This is a genomic window from Rathayibacter sp. AY2B5 (genome assembly GCF_002931645.1).
Classification (GTDB): Bacteria; Actinomycetota; Actinomycetes; order Actinomycetales; family Microbacteriaceae; genus Rathayibacter.
Genome location: NZ_PSUE01000016.1, coordinates 48,247 through 66,668 on the forward strand (window position 1 = coordinate 48,247; position 18,422 = coordinate 66,668).

An 18,422-nucleotide genomic window follows, 5' to 3' on the forward strand; every position below is an offset into this window, starting at 1 on the left:
ATCACGCCGGTCAGAGCAGCCCGTCCGTGAGGTGGTCCGGCGTGCCGAAGCGGTGGGCCGTGATCGACACGGCCTGCTCGCGGAGGAACGGCAGCAGCTCCAGCCGGCCCGCCTCGGTCGCCGGGCCGGCGTAGACCGCGAGGTCGGGGCGCCCGCCCGTCGCGGCCGTCACCGTCGCGGCGGACGCGCCCAGCAGGCGCACCCGTCCGGCGCCGTGCGCGCGCACCCGCGCCTCCCACGCCGCGTCGTCCTCGACCACGACGGCGCCGGCCGCCTCGTCGAGACCGGCGGCGAGCTGCGGAGGCAGCGCCGCGGCGCTCGAGACGACCACGCGTGCCTGCGCGGTCGCCGCCGCGACGGCCACCCGCATGAGCGAGCCCAGCGGCTCCCCGGCGGCCAGGCGCACCAGCACGGCGGAGTCGTAGGGCAGGCGGCGGAAGACGTTGCGCTCCGCCTCCAGCCCCGTCACGTCGCGAGGAGCGCCCGCGGCCCACGCCACTGCGCAGCTGCGCGCCGTCCGCTCCACCGCGGCGTGCTCCTCCGCCGGGAGCTCCGCGCGCGACGCGGCGAGCAGGCGGGCGGCCGGTCCGACGACCGGAGCGGTCGCCTCCGACGGCGCCGCGGTCCAGGAGCCCAGGCCGAGCAGGTGGTCCGGTCCGCCCGCCTTGGTGCCCGGGCCGACCGCCGACTTCTTCCAGCCGCCGAACGGCTGGCGCTGCACGATCGCCCCGGTGATCCCGCGGTTCACGTAGAGGTTGCCCGCCTCGATCCCGTCGAGCCAGGTGCCGATCTCCTCCGGGTCGAGCGCGTGCAGGCCCGAGGTGAGCCCGTAGTCGACCTCGTTGACGATCGCGATCGCCTCGTCGAGGGTCGCCGCCGTCATGATCCCGAGGATCGGCCCGAAGTACTCGGTGCGGTGGAACTCGGAGCCGCGGCGCACGCCGTCGCGGACGCCGGGGCTCCACAGGCGTCCGGAGTCGTCGAGGCTCCGCGGTTGCAGCAGCCAGGTCTCACCGGCGCCGAGCTCGGTCAGGCCGCGCAGCAGCTTGCCCTCGGCGGGTTCGATCACCGGCCCCATCCGCGTCGCGGGGTCGGTCGGGTAGCCGACCGTGAGGGAGGAGACCGCGTCGAGCAGCTGCGCGCGGAACCGCTTCGAGCGCGCGACGGAGCCCACCAGCACGACGAGCGAGGCGGCGGAGCACTTCTGGCCCGCGTGCCCGAAGGCGCTCGCCACCACGTCCTTCACCGCCAGGTCGAGGTCGGCCGAGGGGGTGACCACGATCGCGTTCTTGCCGCTCGTCTCGGCCAGCAGCGGGAGGTCGTTCCGGAAGGAGCGGAACAGCTCCGCCGTCTCGTAGGCGCCGGTGAGGATCACGCGGTCGACCTGCGGGGAGGCGATCAGGTCGCGCCCCAGCTCCTCCTCCGGCAGGCGGAGCAGGCGCAGGGCCTCGCGGGGCACGCCCGCCGCCCACAGCGCCTCGGCCACCACGGCGCCGCAGCGCGCGGTCGGTCCGGCGGGCTTGAGCACCACGGCGGAGCCGGCCGCGAGCGCCGCGAGGACGCCGCCGGCCGGGATCGCGACCGGGAAGTTCCACGGCGGAGCGACCAGGGTCAGCGCGGCCGGGTGGAAGCGGGCGCCGTCGACCGCGTCGAGCTCGAGGGCGCGCTCGGCGTAGTAGTGGGCGAAGTCCACGGCCTCCGAGACCTCGGGGTCGCCCTGGTCGAGGGTCTTGCCGCCCTCGGCCGCCATGACCTCGAGCAGCTCGGCGCGGCGCGCCTCCAGCTCGTCGCCGGCGCGGTGCAGGATGCGGGCGCGCTCCTCGGCCGGGACGTCGCTCCAGCCGCTGCCGCGGGCGCCGGAGAGCACCGACTCCAGCTCGTCGAGGGTGCCGATCGTGGCGGCCTCGATCGCGTCGGCGCCGGCCCGGGAGGAGGGGACGCGCGCGAGGATCGCCTGCGCCCACTCGCGGTTCGCGGCGACGGACGGGTCGGTGTCGGGGGTGCTGCGGAAGTCGCCCGGTCCCGGACGGCCGCTCGCGGCGAACCGGTCGGGCACGCGGTGCGCCGGGGGGACGGCTCCGTCGAGGGCGGCGACGGAGGCGCGGAACCGCTCCTCCTCCCGCGCGAAGAGCGCCGGGTCGGCCTCGAGCTCGAAGACGGCCGACATGAAGTTCTGGCTCGACGCGCCCTCCTCCAGCCGGCGGATCAGGTAGGCGATCGCCACGTCGAACTCGGCCGGCGCGACGACCGGCGTGTAGAGCAGGAGCGAGCCGACCGTGCGGCGCACCGCCTCCGCCTGGCCCTGGGCCATGCCGAGGAGCATCTCGTACTCGATCCCCTCGCGGACGCCGCGGGTGCCGGCGAGCAGCCACGAGTACGCGACGTCGAAGAGGTTGTGCCCGGCGACGCCGACCCGCACGTTGCGGATCCGCTCCGGGTGCAGCGCGTAGTCGACGACGCGCTTGTAGTTCGTGTCGGAGTCCTGCTTGCTGCTCCAGGTCGCCAGCGGCCAGCCGTGGACCGAGGCCTCGACCTGCTCCATCGGCAGGTTCGCGCCCTTGACCAGGCGCACCTTGATGCCGGCGCCACCGCGGGCCCGGCGGGCGGCGCTCCACTCCTGCAGGCGGATCATCGCCGAGAGCGCGTCCGGCAGGTAGGCCTGCAGCACGATGCCGGCCTCGAGGCCGAGGAACTCCGGCCGGTCGAGGATGCGGGTGAAGACCGCGATGGTGAGGTCGAGGTCCTTGTACTCCTCCATGTCGAGGTTGATGAACTTCTGCGGCGAGGACGCGGCGGCTCGGGCGAACAGCGGCGCCAGCTCCTCGACGATGTCGTCGACCGCGGCGTCGAAGGCCCACGGGTTGTGCGGGGCGGTGCTCGAGGAGACCTTGATCGAGACGTAGTCGACGTCGTCGCGGGCGAGGAGCCGGTGCGTCCCCTCCAGGCGGCGGTGGGCCTCCTCGCGGCCGAGGACGGCCTCGCCGAGCAGGTTCATGTTGAGCCGGACGCCGTCGCGGCGGATCGCGGCGATGGCCGGGCCCAGGCGCGAGTCGGTCGCGTCGATGATCAGGTGGCCGACCATCCGTCGCAGCACCCGGCGCGCGATCGGCACCACGACGTCCGGGAGGAGCGGCGCCATGACGCCGCCGAGGGCGACCGCGCCGCGCATCGGAGCAGGGAGGAAGGACGGCACGCCGCCCGCGATCGCCTTCAGCGCCGCCGCCGCGACGCGGGTGTCCTCGGGGCGGACGACGCCGTCGACGAAGCCGACCGTGAAGTCCAGGCCGGCCGGGTCCTTCAGCACGCCCGCCAGCTGCGCCCCGGAGGCGTCGATCGGGATCGCGGACGCCTCGCGCAGCCAGCGCCGCACCAGGGCGACGCTCTCGTCGACCAGGCGGGGATCGATCGAATCGGCGGACGGGCCGTCGGCGGCGGGGCCGGTGGCGAGAGCGGGGCTGGCGAGATCCGTCATGGTGCGGTCCTTCTGCTCTGAGGTGGGTGCCTTCAGTATTCGACCGACTACCGTTGAGCAGAAGCGACCGTTCCTTATCGGTACCGGTCAGCTCAGCTGAACGATCGGAGGGACGCCGTGCTCGATGTCCGCCGCCTGGTCCTGCTCCGCGAGGTGGCCATCCGCGGCACTCTCGCCGCCGCGGCCGAGGCCCTCGCCTACAGTCCCTCCGCCGTCTCGCAGCAGCTCGCCGTGCTCGAGCGCGAGGCCGGCGTCGAGCTGCTGCGGAAGGCGGGCCGGCGCGTGCAGCTCACACCCCAGGCCGAGATCCTGGTCGAGGCGGCCGGCGAGGTGATGGCCCTGCTCGAGCGGGCGGAGGCGGCGCTCGCGGCCTCGGGGGAGTCGGTGACCGGGCGGGTGCGCGTCGCGGTGTTCCAGTCGGCCGCGCTCGCGCTCATGCCGGGCGCGCTCCGGGCCGTCGCCGACCGCTTCCCGGAGGTGCGGATCGAGATGGTGCAGCGCGAGCCGGAGGGCGCTCTGCACGAGACGTCGTGGGCGCGGGAGTTCGACCTCGTCGTCGCCGAGCAGTACCCCGGCCACTCGACCTCCTGGCTGCCCGGACTGGTGCGCAGCGACCTGACGTCCGACGCGATCCGCCTCGCCGTGAGCCGCGACTCCGCCGTCGTCGACCTCGCCTCGGCCCGCGACTCCGCCTGGGTGATGGAGCCGCGCGGTACCGCGAGCCGCCACTTCGCCGAGCAGACCTGCCGGGTCGCGGGCTTCGAGCCGGACGTCCGCTTCGAGACCGCCGACCTGCAGGCGCAGATCCGACTCGCCGCCTCCGGCCACGCCGTCGCCCTGATGCCCGACCTGGTCTGGGCGGGCGAGGCGCCGGACTGCCGCCTCCTCGAGCTGCCCGGCACGCCCCGCCGCACGATCTTCACCGCCCAGCGCGAGGCGCAGCTGGCGTCGCCGGCCGTGCGGGTGTTCCGGGAGTGCCTGGCGGAGGTGGCGGGGCGTTTCGCGTGAGGCTGCGGGCGTGCGGGGGTGCGTGAGGCGGGGCGGTTCGGGTGAGCGGGGGCGTGTGGCGGTGCGGTTCGGGTGAGCGGGTGCGTGTGGCGGTGCGGTTCGGGTGAGCGGGGGCGTGTGGCGCGGTGCGGTTCGGGTGAGCGGGTGCGTGTGGCGGTCCGGTTCGGGTGAGCGGGTGCGTGTGGCGGTGCGGTTCGGGTGAGCGGGTGCGTGTGGCGGTGCGGTTCGCGTGAGCGGGGGGCGTGTGGCGGTGCGTGTGGCGGGGTGTTGCGCCGGTGTCCTGCGCGCGCCGCCCCGAGGACGGCGGGGATGTGCGGCGTCGGCTGCGGTGATCCCTCCCTCCACAGGAGGGCCTCACGCCGGTTCTCCACGGATGTGACGATCCGTCGCTTCCGTGTCGGTGGTCGCTGATTGAATACACGTATGACGATGATCAGCAGGTCGACAGCAGCGGAGGCGGTGCTCAGCGAGGCGCGTGCTCGCGGCGACCGAGCCGCGGCGCTGGCCCGCTCGGCGTCCCCGCTGCTCCTGGCCGCGGCCGAGGAACTGCACGCCGGGCACCGGGCAGCGCTCGAGCATCCGGAGTCGTTCGCCCGCGGCTCGGCGCCCCACGCGTCGAGCGACCTCGCCGAGCGGTCGATCCGCGCGGAGTTCGCGGTCGCCCTCGGAGTCTCCGAGCGGGTCGCCTCCCGCGAGCTCGACCACGCGCGCCTCCTCGTCGAGGACCTGCCGACCACCCGCGCCGCCCTCGCCGGGGCGCGCCTGCGGTGGGAGGCGGGCCAGGTCGTCTGCGCCGTCGCGGCCACCCTGCCTCCGGGCTCCCGCGCCGCGTTCGATACGCGGGCGGCCGAGCTCGCGGCCCGCACCACGCCGACCCAGCTGCGGCGCGCTCTGGCCCGACTGCGGGAGGAGCTCCACGAGCAGCCCCTCGCCGAGCGCCACCGACGTGCCCGCGAGGACCGCGCGGTCTGGCTGACCCCCGAGGTCGACGGCATGGCGACGCTCTGCGCCCTCCTCCCCGCCCCGGTCGCCGTGGGGGCGTACAGCCGCCTCGACCGGATCGCCCGGATCCTCCGCGACGGCGCCGAGGGGCCGGCGGGGGCGGAGCCGCCTGCCGCCACGGATGCGGGCTCCTGCGGGGCGGAGTCGAGCGGGACGACCGGGGCGGAGCCGACCGGAATCACCGGGGCGTGCGACGTCGATGCGATCTCCCGAGCGGGCGACGCGCGGACCCTCGCCCAGCTGAGAGCCGACGCTCTCGCCGACCTCCTCTGCGATGCGGACGTCATCGGCACGGTGCCCGACCCGGTCGGCGCCGATCGGCCCGTTCCGACCCTCGTCACCGGCGTGCGCGCCGAGGTGCGGGTCACCCTGTCGGCGAGCACCGCGTCCGGCGCCGACGACGCCTCCGCCGAGCTCGACGGCTACGGCCCGATCCCGGCAGACGTCGCCCGGAGCCTCGTCCCCGCGACCGTCACCCGCGTGCTGACCGAGCCCCGGACGGGCGCCGTCCTCTCTGTCGGGCGCACACGCCGACTGCCTCACCGCGAGCTGCGGCTCCTCCTCCAGCTCCGCGACGTGACCTGCCGCTTCCCCGGCTGCACCCGCTCCGCCGCGAGCGCCGAGGCCGACCACGTCGTCGAGTGGCGCAACGGCGGCGGCACCGACCCCGGCAACCTCGCCAGCCTCTGCGTCGCCCATCACCACGTGCGGCACGGCGACCGCTGGACCTACGTCCTCCACCCCGACGGCACCGCCGACTGGACCACCCCCACCGGCCGCCGCATCACCACGCGCCCGCCAGGCCTCGAGGCACGGCTCCGTCCAGGCCCACCCGCGACCCCGAGGTTCGCGGACCGGCCGCCGCCGTTCCGACACGCTGCCGTGCTGCCGTGCTGCCGTGCTGCCGTGCTGCCGTGCTGCCGTGCTGACGTGCTGCCGTGCACCCCTGAGGGAATCGGCTGTCGGGCGGGTTCGGCCCGTTGCGCGGGTTCGCACTGGTGATCGGGCCGTGCTGTCGCTCGGAGGCGAGTGCTCAGCGACCTACCGCCGCGCCGCTGACGCTCGGATCTGCGCCTTCGCTCGGGTTCACGCGGCCGCACCGTCGCACCACCGCCGCACCACTGCCGCTGAGGCGCGGACCGTCACCGGGGCCGCACCGTCGCCTGACACCGTGCCGACACCAGGGCCGTGCCGCCGCCTGACACCGTGCCGACACCAGGGCCGTGCCGCCGCCGTTCGCCATGCCGCCGTTCAGCCACCACGATGCAGCACCTCGGCAGCTCAGCACCTCGGCAGCTCAGCGCGCGCCTAACCGCCGTCACATGCCGTCGCGTCGGCCCGCCGTTCGGGCAGCGTGTCTCGGGACTGCGCTGGCGCCCCGCACCGCCCCTCGGCTGCTCCGGCGGGGTGCGCAGTCCGGGCGAGCAGTCCGGGCGGGCACGCGCGGTCAGTCGGCGACGCGGAGGAGCACCTCGCCCGTCGTCCCGCCCCGCAGCCGTCCCGCCGCCGCGACGCTACGCCACCAGGAAGCGGTCCGCCGTCCGCAGCGAGAGCGCCATCGTCGCGAGCGCCGGGTTCGCGATCAGCGCGCTCGGGAACACCGAGTTGTCGCACACCCAGAGGTTCGGCACGTCGAAGCTGCGGCCGTCCGCGTCGATCACGGCGTCGCCCGCGTCGGTGCCCATCCGCACGGTGCCGAGCGTGTGCGCCGTGCGCGCCATCACCCGCGTGCTCGTCGCGCCGGCCGCCTCCACGATCGCGGTCATCGTCCGGATCGCGTGCCGGTCGATCGCCTCCTCGTTGGCGCCCGCCGAGAACGTGATGCGCGCCTTCGGCACCCCGTGCTCGTCCAGCTCGTCGGTCAGCTCCAGCCGATTGCCGTCGGCGGGCAGGCACTCCGCGTTGATCCCGACGCCCGCCGCGAAGCGGTAGCCGTCGAGCGCGTCCATCAGATCCCTGCCCCAGAGGCCCGCGCCGCGGGCGAGCGTCGTCGCGTAGGTCAGCGGCATCACTCCGAGGCTCTGGATCAGGTAGCCGCCCGCGAAGTCCGCGTCGGCCGGGCGGACGGTGTCCTCGGTGATCACCGAGGAGGGGTAGCCGCGGTAACCGCGCATCTCGTTCTCGAAGGTGCCCCAGACCTGGGTCGCCCCGTGCGCCAGGAAGTTGCGGCCCACCTGGCCGCTGCTGTTCGCGATGCCGGTGTGCAGGAGGAGCCGGGGCGTCTCGACGCCGCCCGCGCAGAGGAACAGGGCGGAGCAGCGCTGCCGGTGCTCCACTCCGCCGCTCGTGTAGACCACGGCGCACACGCGGCCCGCGGCGTCCAGCTCGATCCCGTGCACGAACGAGTCGGCCCGGATCTCGGCACCGGCCCGCACCGCCTCCGGCAGGTAGGTCACGTCCATGCTCGTCTTCGCGCCGGTCCGGCAGCCCTGATGGCACTGGCCGCAGTTGACGCAGGAGGGCCGGCCGTCGTCCCGCGGGCCGCTGAGCACGGCGGCGGGCGCGTCGGTCGCGCGCATCCCGATCGCCGCGCAGCCGCGCAGCATCATGTCGGCCGAGGCGTTCCGCGCGAGCGGGCCCTGCAGGTAGCGGCGCGACGGGTCCCACGGGTACTCGGCCGGGCCCGCCACTCCGATCGTCGCCTCCACCTTCTCGATGTACGCGGTGAGCTCGGCGTGCTCGATCGGCCAGTCGCGGCCGACGCCGGAGTCGCTCAGGAGCCGCAGGTCGCGCGGGTCGGGGCGGGGCGTGAACGCGCCCCAGTGCAGCGTCGAGCCGCCGACCCCGCGGCCGCTGTTGTTCTGCCCGAAGGCGGTGGGGGTCTCGCCTCCGCTGAGGCGCTCCTCCATCCAGTTGATCTCGACGGCCGCCGTCTCGTCGGCGGTGTGGCCGAGCGGATCTAAGTGCGGCCCGGCCTCGAGGGCGACGACCCGCAGCCCTCGAGCGGCGAGCACCGAGAGCAGGGGCGCTCCGCCGGCCCCGGTGCCGATCACGACGGCGTCGACCGTCTCGTCGAGCGGGAAGCGGCGCATGCCGGTCGTGTTCATCGGTGACTCCTCGTCGTCGGTTCCCAGGTCTCGCGGTCGTCGGCGCCGAGCAGGCGGAAGCCCGTCACGAGCGGCAGCGTGTCGCCGCCGCTGGCGTAGCCGTCGTAGCCGATCCGCGCCATCGACGCGGGGTGCGCCAGCCACTGCTTCACGAGGTCGACGCGGCAGTCCTCGAACCAGGCGGTCAGCTGCTCGGCACCGAGCCCGCCGGCCGAGCGGTCGCCGAGCTCCGCGGAGCCGTCGGCGATCGCGGTGAGGCGCGCGTCCTGCTCGGCGGGGCCGAGGCCGGCGAAGCCCCGGAGGGTGTCGAGCGCCAGACCGTAGGCGATCGGGTCGGCCGGCAGGTCGGCGTTGCGCCAGCCGTCGCCCTCGCCGTTCGCGAGCTGCGTGTCCACCCGTGCGGCCAGGTCGATCCGGCCGCCCTCCTGCGGGACGACCCGGTCGGCGATCGCGCGCAGCTCCGCGAGCTGGGCGACGGTCAGGGCGCGCGGCGCGTACTCCGGGTCGTCGGCGAGCGCGCGCACGGCCAGCAGCCCGCGCACCCGCGTGGAGGTCCGGGCGGAGGCGATGGCCGCGCCGACGTCGGCCGGGACCGACGGCGCCGTGCCGGCCTCCTCCTCCCAGAACCGGCGGATCGCCGCCGCCACCTCGATCGGGCGCTCGAACGGCAGCAGGTGGCCCGCCCCGGCGAGCGTGAGCAGCCGGGCACGGGAGTAGAGGGAGCCGTTCAGGCGGCGCTGCGCGTCGGCGCCGAGGTCGCCGTCCGCACCGCCCGCGATCAGGAGCGCGGGCACGGCCCCGAGGGCGGCCTCTCCGGTGCGGTCCTCGCGGCTGCCGTGCTCGAGCCAGTCGCGCCAGCCCTCGGGGGAGTAGCGGCGCAGCTCGGCCAGCACCTCCGCGTCGGCGTCGGCGGGCAGCGGCGAGCCGACGTTCTGGTCGACGAACTCGCGCGCCTGCGCCTCGTCGAGGTGCCCGTCGTCGACCCAGCCGAGCATGGTCGAGCGGCGCGCCTCCTCCATCGGCTCGGGCGAGAGCGGCGACCCGGCGAGGAGCACGACGCCCGCGAGCCCGAACAGGCCCGAGCGGCCGGTGACCGTGCGGGAGGCCACGAGCGAGGCGATCTTCCCGCCCATGCTGTGCCCGAGGAGCAACCAGCGGGAGGAGCCGTGCTCGCGGATCCGGCGGATCGTGGCAGCGGTCATCTCCTCGAGCGAGGTCCCGGATCCACCGGGCAGGTCGAGCGCGACGAGGTCCGCGACGTCGGCGAGCTCGCGGCCGAGCGCGTCGAAGGCGCGGCCGTCGAGCCCGAGTCCGGGCAGGGCGAAGAGGGTGGGGCGGGGGCTGGTGGACACGGGCGTCCTGTCGGATCGGCCGCGCCACGGCGGTGGGGAGCGGGAGGGGAGCGGCGGCGGGGGGCCGACCCTCCCCATCTGACCACACGGCGTGCGCGCGCCCGGACCCTTGCGCCGACGGGGCTCTCGTGCTGTGCTCTGCGCCACCGTTCCGCGCCACGATGCCGGGCGGTCGTGCCGCCCCTCTGTGCCGCCCCTCTGTGCCGCGCCTCCGTGGCGGGCCTCAGAGCGGGGAGGCGAACACCACCAGGTTGTCCCGGTAGCGGCCGATCGCCGCGTCGTACTCGCCTCCGCAGGTCACGAGGATCAGCTCCTCCTCGAGGGTCGCGCCGAAGACGCGGGCGGTGGGGAACGCGGCCTTGGCGTGGGACTCGACCGCCGTCACCCGGTAGCGGTGGTCGGAGCCGTCCACTCCGCTCACCGCGATCTCGTCGCCCGGGGCGAGCTCGCCGAGGCGGAAGAAGACCGCGGGACCGGACCGCGAGTCGACGTGCGCCGCGATCACGGTGCGGCCGCTGCCACCCGGGCGCCCGCCTCCCGAGAACCAGCCGACGTCGTCGTAGTCCACCGGCACCTCCATCGCCCCGTCCGACTGGATGCCCAGCGCGATCAGCGGCTCGTCCAGGCCCATCGCGGGCACGCTCAGCCGGGCGGGCTCGACGCCGACGGTGCGCGCAGGCGCGGCAGCGGCGGGGTCGGGCGCGGGGACCGGGGGAGGAGTGAGCGGGGGAGCAGAAGCGAGGGCCGGAGGCGCGGGCGCGCTCGCGGGCGTCTCCGCTCCTCCGCTCCCGTCCGCGGCGGCGCACCCCGCGAGGAGCAGCGCGGCGCACAGTGCCGCCGCGCCGCTCCTCGACCGGGTGCCCACGATCAGGAGGCGGTGCGCCGGCGGGCGACGACCACTCCGGCCGCGCCGAGGGCGACGACGGCTCCGAGGCCGGCCATCGCGGCGAGACCGGACGGGCCCGTGGCGTCGCTCCCGGCGGCGGTCGCGCCGCCACCGGTCTGGAGGCCGCCGACCGGCACCTGCGAGAGCTGGCCGCGGACGACGCCAGCCGCATACGAGGCCGTGTGGGAGTCGCCCGCGAAGGCGGCGGGATCGGCCTCGAGGGCCTTCAGCGTGAATCCGGCGCCGGTGTCGGCCCCGTTCGCCTGGATGCCCGTGGTGAAGGGGCCCTGCAGGCAGCCGCTGCTGGTGCGGGGGCCGTCTCCGACCGGGGCCGGGTTCGGGAACGCGATGCGCGGCGGGCCCGCCTTGCCCAGCGCCGCCTGGTGGATGTGCGTCGCGGTCTTCGCGGGGCTCTGGTAGTCGCCGGTCACACCGGTGAGGGTGATGTCGTAGCAGATGACGTCGAGGTCGCTGTTGACCCGGAAGGTCATCTCGCCCGTGGCGCCGGGCTGGCCGGGGGTCGCGGCGGAATCGGCGTTCACGACCTGGTCGGGCGTCGCCATCACCGTGAAGGCGCTGGTGAACGAGGACGGCTCGGCGACCTCGGTCTCGGCCTGGGCCGGCGCGGCGGCGAAGAAGGAGGCGGCGGCGACGGCGGTGATGCCGCCGAGGGAGAGCAGGCGGCGGCCGGCGCGGTTCCGCGCGGGGGACGTCCTCGTCATGGTGGAGCCTTTCGATCGCGAGCGCCGAGCGGGCCCGATGCAGGGAGTACGGCCGGAAGCGGCGCTGCGTTCACTCCATCTGAGAGGATCTTCACGGAGACGGTCCTCGCCTCCGATGAACGCCGCCGCCGCCGCGGCCGTACCCCCTTCCGACGGACCACCGGTCCCGACGAGGAGGCGGTGTGGCGCGCACGGCGACGGCACGACGAGACGAAGGGCCCGCGATGCCGCGCGAGCACTCGGAGGTCCCGGCTCCGGTGGTGCGCCTCGAGCCCCGGACGGCGGGGTTCGACCCGGCCGCCGCCTTCGACGAGCACGGGTCCGCCCTGCTCGGCTTCGCGCTCAACGCCCTGCGTGACCGCGGCCTCGCCGAGGACTGCGTGCAGGAGACGTTCCTGCGCGCCTGGCGCTCGCGGGCGAGCTACTCCGCCGAGCGTGCCAGCACCCGCACCTGGCTCTTCGCCATCGCCCGCAACGTCGTCATCGACGTGCACCGCTCGCGTCAGCGCCTGCCGCGCCTGATCGAGGCCGAGATTCTGGAGGAGGTGCCCGCGGAGGACCGCGACCCCCTCGAGCCGCTCGCGATCGCCGAGGCGCTCGCGCGGCTCTCCGCCGAGCACCGGCAGGTCGTCGTCGCCGTCCACCTGCACGGCGAGACCTACGCCGAGCTGTCGGCCGCCACGAGCGTGCCGGTCGCCACCCTGCGCAGCCGCGCCTTCTACGCTCTCCGAGCGCTCCGCGGTCACCTCGCGGGCGCCGGACCCACGGACGAGGAGAGATCGTGATCGACCGAGACCAGCCCGACGGAGACGAGCCCGGCGGCCGCCGCGAGGAGCTCCTCGCCGCGGCCCTCGCCGGCGACCTCTCCGCCGAGGAGACGCGGGAGTTCGAGAGCCTGCGCGCCGCCGACCCCTCGATCGACCCCGAGCTCGCGTCGTTCGGTGCGGTGGTCGACCGGGTCGGCGCGCTGGGCCGCTGGGAGGAGGCGGAGCCGTCGCCGGAGCTGCGGTCGCGCATCGCGGCGCTCGCCGGGGAGCGGCCCGAGCGCGGGGAGAGTCTGCGTGCCTCGCGCCGCCGTGCCGTCCTGGCCGTCGCCGCGGCGGCCGCGCTCCTCGTCGTGGGCGGCGTCGCCGGAGCGGCCCTGCGGTCCGCCGAGGAGCGCCCCGTCGCGGGACCGCCCGGGACGCTCGGCGCCGTCGAGGCGATCGCCTTCGATGAGCGGACGGAGGGCGTGACGCTTGACGGCTCGCTCGTGGCGCACACCTGGGGCACCGAGACGATCCTCCGCGGGACCGGCTTCGCGCTCGGCGAGAGCTACGACCTCGTGCTGGTCACCGGCTCCGGTGAGCGGCTCCCGTCCGGCTCCTTCCTCGGCAGCTCCGCGGAGCTCGACTGCGAGATGAACGCGGCCGTCCTGCGCGAGTCCGTCGCCGCCGTCGAGATCACCGACGCCGGCGGCGCGCTCGTCGCCTCCGCCGCCCTCCCCGCCGTCACCTGAGAGCCGGCGGCGCGGGCTCGCGGCGCGGCTTCAGCTCGCTGACGAGCGTGCCCGCGACGATGAACCCCGCCCCGAGCAGGGCGAGCGCGGGGAGCCGGTCGCCGGCGAGGCGGCCGATCAGGCCGGCCCAGACGGGCTCGGCGGAGTAGATGATCGTGGCGCGCGACGGCGAGACCGAGCGCTGAGCCCAGTTCATCGTCAGCTGGATCAGGCAGCTGCTCGCCCCGAGCGCGAGCGCGGGGATCAGCCAGGCCCACGAGAACGCCGGGACCGCCTCGCCTGCGACGGGCATCGAGGCGAACCCGAGCGCGCCGGCGACCAGCAGCTGCACCACGGTCACCCGGCCGAGGTCCACGCGTCCGGCGACGAGGCCGATCAGGATGATCTCCGCCGCGATCGGCAGCGTGCTCACGATCGTCGCCACCTCGCCCGCTCCGAGCGCGACGCCCGGCTGCGGGCCCGCGATCAGGAGCAGTCCGACGAACGCCAGCGCGACGCCCACCAGCGTCAGCACGCCCGGACGGCGACGGAACACGACCCACTGGAGCAGCGGCACCAGCGGCACGTACAGCGCGGTGAGGAACGCGGAGGTGCTGCTCGTGATCGTCTGCAGCCCGTAGCTCTGCAGGCCGTAGCCCGCGAAGATCATCACCCCGATCACGACGCCGGCCGCGAGGTCGATCCGCCGCATCCCCCGGAGCGACCGGTGGAACACGACCGCGCTGATCAGTCCCGCGATCGCGAACCGCATCCCGACGAAGAACAGCGGACCACTGTGCTCCATCGCGATGTGCACGGCGAGGAAGGTCCCGCCCCAGATCGCGGTGATGCCGATGAGCGCCCACTCCGGACGGGTGAAGCGGAGGCCCCGGAGCGGCGAGATGTGCATCATTCTGCACATCCTAGGAGCAACAGGGGCCTGTCGGTGCAGAATAGTGCGCATGTCGGCTCCCGTCCTCGCCCACCTGGGCGGCAACCTCCGTCTCGCGCGGCGCGGAGCCGGACTGAGCCAGTCCGCGCTGGCGGCGCGCTCGGGCATCAGCCGGCGGACGATCGTCGCGGCCGAGGCCGGCGAGGCCAACATCTCGCTGACCGGAGTCGACCGCCTCGCGACCGCCCTCGGCACCACGTTCACTGCACTCGTCTCGGCCCCGGGATCCGCGCCCGCGGCGATCGACCAGGTCGCCTGGCGGGGAGCGGGCGAGGCGAGCGTCGCCGTCCTGCTCTCCTCCGTCCCCGCGCGCCGGGAGGCCCAGCTCTGGACCTGGACGCTCGGCCCCGGGGACCGCTACGACGCGCAGCCCGACCCCGAGGGGTGGCACGAGATCCTGCTCGTCACCGCCGGCGCGCTCCTCCTGGAGCGGGAGGGCGAGGAGCCCGTGCGGCTGGAGCCCGGACGGCACCTCGCCTTCCCGACCTCGCGGCACTACTCCTACGTGAACGCGGTGGATGCCGTCACGACGCTCGTCCGGATCGTGGTCGACTGACGGGTCGGCGCCTCAGGCCCGCGAGCGCAGGGTCTCGAGCAGCGCCGCGGGGGTCTCGGGGTCGTCGAGGCTGATCGCGAACTCGCGCGAGCGGTCGTCACCACCAGCCCCGGCCCGGCGTGCAGGATGACCGCCGAGCGGCCCGGCATCACCCGGTACCCCCAGCCGCCCCACTCCGACGGCCGCAGCTGGGCCGTGCCGGCCGAGGCGATGGTGTCGAGCGGGATGCGGCGCAGCGGGATGCCGAGGGCGGTCGTGACGACGCGGAGGCCGCGGCGGTCGGCGGTCACCCTCAGGCGGGAGAAGGAGAGGAGCACCAGCGCGACGACGCCGAGGACGACGGCCGTCGCGATCGCCGGACCGGTGGCGCCCGCCGCGGCGAGCGTCGCGAGGGAGAGGGCCGCGCCCGCCGCCGTGGCGATCGCGGCGACGGCGAACACCGGGCCCGTCAGCGTCTGCGACCAGGCGCCGGTCTCCTCCGCCGCCAGCGGCAGGCGGCCGGCGGCGAGGCGGGAGGCGCGCCGGGTGCCCGGAGCGATCAGCGCGGGCACGACGGCGAAGAGCATCCCTCCGAGCAGCGCGAGCAGCCACCCGCCGAGCTCCGCCCCCTCGGCGCGCCCGGCCGCGAGCGTCGTGCCGACCGAGGTCGCCCAGGCGGAGGCGCCCAGCCCGGCCACGAGGCCGAGGGTCGCCAGCAGGAGCCGCGGGGCGCGCCCGACGACCGCCGCCACGAGGCCCGCGACGGCCGGGAGCCCGGAGAGCACGAGGGCGATCGCGAGCAGAGCGCCCGTCGACGCGGTCGCATCGGCCGCCCCGGTGCCCGACCAGTGCGAGGCGAGCTCCGCGGGCAGCGCGTCGTCCAGGACGAGGCGCGAGACGAGCACTCCGGCGGCGGGGAGCAGGAGGGACGCGGCGGCGAGGAGCTCGCGGCGGCGGTCGGCGGTGGCGGTCATGATCCGGTCCTCTCGATCAGGCGGACGAGCTCCGCCGGGGTGATGCCGCTGCGGCGGGCCTCCGCGAGCAGCTCGTCGACCAGGGCGGTCACGCGCACGAGCCCGGGCCCGGCCGACTCCGTGATCCACGCGCCGCGGCCCCGGCGCATCTGGAGGATCCCGTCGTCGCGCAGGGCGGCGTACGCGCGCAGCACGGTGTGCATGTTGATGCCGAGCGAGTCGGCGAGCTCGCGGGCGGGCGGCAGGCGGTCGCCCGCCGAGAGCTCGCCCCGGGCGACGGCCGAGCGCACCTGCGACTCCAGCTGGTCGGCGAGCGAGCCCGCCGCGGAGTGGTCGACCCGGAACAACATGTTCACAATGTTAGTAGAACAAGCAGTGCACCACCAGGCCCTCAGTGCAGCGCGAGCGACACCGCCAGCACCACCATCACGACCGCCACGGCCGCGTCGAGGATCCGCCAGGCCCCGCGGCTCCGGAACAGCGGCCGCAGCGCCCGCGCCCCGAAGCCGAGAGCGGTGAACCACAGCACGCTCCCGGCCGCCGCCCCCGCCCCGAACCACCAGCGCTCGTCGCCGTGCGTGTTCGCCACCGACCCGAGCAGCACGACCGTGTCGAGGTAGACGTGCGGGTTGAGCAGCGTGAGCGCCAGGCACGTGCCGATCGCCGTGCGGAGCGACGTCGAGGCGCCGGCCGGATCGCCGTCGAGGGTCCCCGGCCGCAGTGCGCGCCTCGCCGCCATCACCGCGTAGGCGAGGAGGAAGGCGATGCCGCCCCAGCGGATCACCACCAGCAGCCACGGCGCCGACTCCAGGACCGCTCCGATCCCCGCGATCCCGAGCACGATCAGCGCGGCGTCGCAGAGCGCGCAGATCGCGACGACGGCGGGCACGTGCTCGCGGCGGAGGCCCTGGCGGAGCACGAAGGCGTTCTGCGCGCCGATCGCGATGATGAGCGAGAGGCCGAAGCCGAGGCCGGAGAGGGCGGCGAGGAGGGGGGACACGCTCCGACGCTAGGGCGGGGCAGTTCTGTAGACCAGCTCATGCTCCTTCAGTACCGTAAGCAGCACTGATGCTGACAGACGACCTCGACCTCTCCCGCCTGCGCGCGCTCGCCGCCTCCGTCCGGTACGGCTCCTTCGACGCCGCCGCCCGGGCCCTGCACATCACCCCCTCCGCCCTCAGCCAGCGGATCAAGGCGCTCGAGACCGCCGCAGGCCGCGTCCTGCTGGTGCGCTCGCGCCCGGTCGTCGCGACCGAGGCCGGTGCCGGGCTCCTCCGCCTCGCCCGTCAGATCGAGCTCCTCGCCGACGACGCCGTCCGCTCGCTCGGCGGCGAGGACGCGGAGGGGGCGGGCCCCGTCGTCCTCCCGCTCGCCGTCAACGCCGACTCCCTGGCCACCTGGGTGCTGCCCGCGCTCGCCTCCGTCCCCGACGTCGTGGTGGAGCTGCACCGCGAGGACCAGGCGCACACGACCGCGTTCCTCCGCGACGGCACCGTGCTGGCGGCCGTCACCGGAGAGTCGGAAGCGGTGCTCGGCTGCACCGTCGCACCGCTCGGAGTGATGCGGTACCGCGCCATGGCCTCGCCCGCGTTCGCCGAGCGCTGGTTCCCTGACGGCGGCACGGCCGGCCTCGCGAGCGCTCCGCTGGTCGTCTTCGACGAGAAGGACCGCCTGCAGGACGACTTCCTCCGGGCCGCCGGCGTCGACGGCAGACCGCCGCAGCACCGCGTCCCCGGATCGACCGACTTCGAGCGGGCCGTGCGCCTGGGCATGGGGTGGGGGATGCTGCCCGAGCTGCAGGCCCCGGTCGGCGGCGAGGGCCTCGTCGAGCTGGGCGGCGACCCCGTCGACGTCCCCCTCTACTGGCAGCAGTGGGCCCTGCACACGCCCGCCCTCGACGCGGTCGCCGCGGCCGTCTCCGCCGCCGCGCGCGCTGCGCTCCGCTGACCCGCGCGCTGACCTGCGCCGCGCTGACCCGCGCGCTGACCTGCGCTGCGCTGACCCGCGCGCTGACCTGCGCTGCGCTGACCCGCGCGCTGACCCGCGCTGCGCTGACCCGCGCCGCCGGGGAGGCGCTCAGACCGCGAACACGTCGCGGAGGGTCACCGTCTCGAGCGAGCGCTCGCGGAGGATGTCGACGAGCCGCGCGTAGACCTGCGTCACAGGATCGAAGTTCGCGTGCCCGATCACGATGTGCTGCGGCAGGAACCACTGGTCCGCGAAGCCGACCACCTGCTCCGGCGTGATCCGCCCGGAGTCCGAGAGCGAGCCGTACCAGAGCACCGTCGCCGTGTAGCCGATCGCCGACGCGGCGGCCCGGCTCCGCTCGTCCGTGTAGCCGAACGGCGGCCGGTAGAAGGGCGCCGCCTCCACCCCGTAGGTCGAGCGGATGAAGTCGCCGTTGCGGCCCAGCTCCTCCTGCACGCCGTCGCTCGAGAGGCTCGTCAGGTCGGCGTGCGACCAGGTGTGGTTCGCGAGCTGCACCTGCCCCGAGGCGACGAGCGGAGCCAGCAGCGGCGCGTTCACGGTCCACGAGTCGTACTTCCCGTTGAGGAAGAAGGTCAGCCGGGTGCCGGTGTCGCGGGCGAACTGCGCGTAGGCGGCGACCACGTCGGAGTCCGCGCCGTCGTCGACGGTCCAGGCGAGCGTGCTCCCCTCGCCGGGCAGCTCCGAGATCGTGCCGGAGGGCAGCGGCGCCTTCCGCCGCACCGGAGTCGCCGCGGCGGTCATGGTCGGCACGGGGCGGGGAGGGGTCGGGACGGCCGTCGGCGCGGCGGACGGCAGCACCGCCGCCGGCGCCGTGCTCGGCGGGAGCGCCGCGGGAGCGGGCCGGGCGGGCGTGCACCCCGTCAGCGCGACCGCCGAGGAGGCGATCCCCAGCAGCAGCGCGCGTCGCCTCAACCGGTCCACGGGCCCCCCTCGCGAGCCCCGTCCCCCGGAGCGTCCCCGCGACCGTAGCGGTCGGGGAGGGAACGGGCAACGCGGCGCGACACCC

Annotated in this window: 16 protein-coding genes; 6 read left to right on the forward strand and 10 right to left on the reverse strand. The window is 75.5% G+C overall.

Going from position 1 to position 18,422, the window contains the following annotated elements:
* Positions 1-10: 10 nt before the first annotated feature.
* Positions 11-3,472 (reverse strand): bifunctional proline dehydrogenase/L-glutamate gamma-semialdehyde dehydrogenase, encoded by a 3,462-nt coding sequence (locus C5C30_RS11235; RefSeq protein WP_104333745.1) that lies wholly within the window; start codon positions 3,470-3,472, stop codon positions 11-13.
* A 117-nt stretch (positions 3,473-3,589) separates the two neighbouring features.
* On the opposite strand from C5C30_RS11235, the gene C5C30_RS11240 reads away from it, so the two are divergent.
* Both C5C30_RS11240 and C5C30_RS11245 read left to right on the forward strand, forming a co-directional pair.
* A complete protein-coding gene (locus C5C30_RS11240; protein WP_104269522.1) occupies positions 3,590-4,480 on the forward strand; it encodes a LysR family transcriptional regulator in 891 nt (296 codons plus the stop codon).
* A gap of 429 nt (positions 4,481-4,909) precedes the next feature.
* Entirely contained in the window at positions 4,910-6,484 is a 1,575-nt protein-coding gene (locus C5C30_RS11245) for an HNH endonuclease signature motif containing protein (RefSeq protein WP_181131551.1), read from the forward strand.
* A 512-nt stretch (positions 6,485-6,996) separates the two neighbouring features.
* On the opposite strand, the gene C5C30_RS11250 is transcribed toward C5C30_RS11245, so the two are convergent.
* From C5C30_RS11250 to C5C30_RS11265, 4 genes are all read right to left on the reverse strand, one after another.
* Positions 6,997-8,529: a GMC family oxidoreductase gene (locus tag C5C30_RS11250; protein WP_104333747.1), complete on the reverse strand. Its 1,533-nt coding sequence runs from the start codon at positions 8,527-8,529 to the stop codon at positions 6,997-6,999.
* Positions 8,526-9,881, reverse strand: coding sequence for an alpha/beta hydrolase (locus C5C30_RS11255; protein WP_104333748.1), 1,356 nt, complete (start codon positions 9,879-9,881; stop codon positions 8,526-8,528). The genes C5C30_RS11250 and C5C30_RS11255 overlap by 4 nt, the downstream gene beginning before the upstream one ends.
* Positions 9,882-10,104: 223 nt before the next feature.
* Positions 10,105-10,746, reverse strand: coding sequence for a class F sortase (locus C5C30_RS18175; RefSeq protein ID WP_308471024.1), 642 nt, complete (start codon positions 10,744-10,746; stop codon positions 10,105-10,107).
* A gap of 2 nt (positions 10,747-10,748) precedes the next feature.
* On the reverse strand, positions 10,749-11,489 hold the full coding sequence (locus C5C30_RS11265) for a CHRD domain-containing protein (RefSeq protein ID WP_104333749.1): 741 nt from the start codon (positions 11,487-11,489) through the stop codon (positions 10,749-10,751).
* 224 nt (positions 11,490-11,713) lie between these two features.
* Between C5C30_RS11265 and C5C30_RS11270 the strand changes: the two genes are divergently transcribed.
* Complete coding sequence (locus C5C30_RS11270; RefSeq protein WP_104292934.1) at positions 11,714-12,274, forward strand: sigma-70 family RNA polymerase sigma factor; 561 nt, start codon at positions 11,714-11,716, stop codon at positions 12,272-12,274.
* Complete coding sequence (locus tag C5C30_RS11275; protein ID WP_104333750.1) at positions 12,271-12,987, forward strand: hypothetical protein; 717 nt, start codon at positions 12,271-12,273, stop codon at positions 12,985-12,987. The genes C5C30_RS11270 and C5C30_RS11275 overlap by 4 nt, the downstream gene beginning before the upstream one ends.
* Here the strand turns inward: C5C30_RS11275 and C5C30_RS11280 are convergent.
* The gene (locus C5C30_RS11280; protein WP_258063200.1) at positions 12,980-13,879 is read right to left on the reverse strand and encodes a DMT family transporter; all 900 of its coding nucleotides are present in this window, start codon (positions 13,877-13,879) and stop codon (positions 12,980-12,982) included. The two genes, C5C30_RS11275 and C5C30_RS11280, sit on opposite strands and share 8 nt — an antisense overlap.
* 49 nt (positions 13,880-13,928) lie before the next feature.
* Between C5C30_RS11280 and C5C30_RS11285 the strand changes: the two genes are divergently transcribed.
* On the forward strand, positions 13,929-14,474 hold the full coding sequence (locus tag C5C30_RS11285; RefSeq protein ID WP_104227343.1) for a helix-turn-helix domain-containing protein: 546 nt from the start codon (positions 13,929-13,931) through the stop codon (positions 14,472-14,474).
* On the opposite strand, the gene C5C30_RS11290 is transcribed toward C5C30_RS11285, so the two are convergent.
* Genes C5C30_RS11290 through C5C30_RS11300 form a run of 3 tightly spaced genes read right to left on the reverse strand, consistent with a single transcriptional unit; the run spans position 14,420 to position 16,427 of the window.
* On the reverse strand, positions 14,420-15,427 hold the full coding sequence (locus tag C5C30_RS11290) for a hypothetical protein (protein ID WP_104333751.1): 1,008 nt from the start codon (positions 15,425-15,427) through the stop codon (positions 14,420-14,422). The two genes, C5C30_RS11285 and C5C30_RS11290, sit on opposite strands and share 55 nt — an antisense overlap.
* Positions 15,424-15,777, reverse strand: coding sequence for a GntR family transcriptional regulator (locus C5C30_RS11295; RefSeq protein WP_104225158.1), 354 nt, complete (start codon positions 15,775-15,777; stop codon positions 15,424-15,426). The genes C5C30_RS11290 and C5C30_RS11295 overlap by 4 nt, the downstream gene beginning before the upstream one ends.
* Before the next feature lie 41 nt (positions 15,778-15,818).
* A complete protein-coding gene (locus C5C30_RS11300) occupies positions 15,819-16,427 on the reverse strand; it encodes a LysE/ArgO family amino acid transporter (protein ID WP_104227345.1) in 609 nt (202 codons plus the stop codon).
* A 68-nt stretch (positions 16,428-16,495) separates the two neighbouring features.
* Here C5C30_RS11300 and C5C30_RS11305 point away from each other — a divergent pair, with 68 nt between their 5' ends.
* The gene (locus C5C30_RS11305; protein WP_104273870.1) at positions 16,496-17,374 is read left to right on the forward strand and encodes a LysR family transcriptional regulator ArgP; all 879 of its coding nucleotides are present in this window, start codon (positions 16,496-16,498) and stop codon (positions 17,372-17,374) included.
* Positions 17,375-17,503: 129 nt separating this feature from the next.
* Here the strand turns inward: C5C30_RS11305 and C5C30_RS11310 are convergent, their stop codons facing one another.
* Entirely contained in the window at positions 17,504-18,337 is an 834-nt protein-coding gene (locus tag C5C30_RS11310; protein ID WP_219812674.1) for a polysaccharide deacetylase family protein, read from the reverse strand.
* Positions 18,338-18,422 lie beyond the last annotated feature (85 nt).

Coding starts and splice junctions, on each gene's coding strand:
- C5C30_RS11245 (WP_181131551.1), top strand. CDS start 4,910: ATGATCAGCAGGTCGACAGCAGCGGAGGCGGTGCTCAGCGAGGCGCGT.
- C5C30_RS11305 (WP_104273870.1), top strand. CDS start 16,496: ATGCTGACAGACGACCTCGACCTCTCCCGCCTGCGCGCGCTCGCCGCC.
- C5C30_RS11285 (WP_104227343.1), top strand. CDS start 13,929: ATGTCGGCTCCCGTCCTCGCCCACCTGGGCGGCAACCTCCGTCTCGCG.
- C5C30_RS11290 (WP_104333751.1), bottom strand. CDS start 15,427: ATGACCGCCACCGCCGACCGCCGCCGCGAGCTCCTCGCCGCCGCGTCC.
- C5C30_RS11250 (WP_104333747.1), bottom strand. CDS start 8,529: ATGAACACGACCGGCATGCGCCGCTTCCCGCTCGACGAGACGGTCGAC.
- C5C30_RS11265 (WP_104333749.1), bottom strand. CDS start 11,489: ATGACGAGGACGTCCCCCGCGCGGAACCGCGCCGGCCGCCGCCTGCTC.
- C5C30_RS11270 (WP_104292934.1), top strand. CDS start 11,714: ATGCCGCGCGAGCACTCGGAGGTCCCGGCTCCGGTGGTGCGCCTCGAG.
- C5C30_RS11295 (WP_104225158.1), bottom strand. CDS start 15,777: ATGTTGTTCCGGGTCGACCACTCCGCGGCGGGCTCGCTCGCCGACCAG.
- C5C30_RS11235 (WP_104333745.1), bottom strand. CDS start 3,472: ATGACGGATCTCGCCAGCCCCGCTCTCGCCACCGGCCCCGCCGCCGAC.
- C5C30_RS11280 (WP_258063200.1), bottom strand. CDS start 13,879: ATGATGCACATCTCGCCGCTCCGGGGCCTCCGCTTCACCCGTCCGGAG.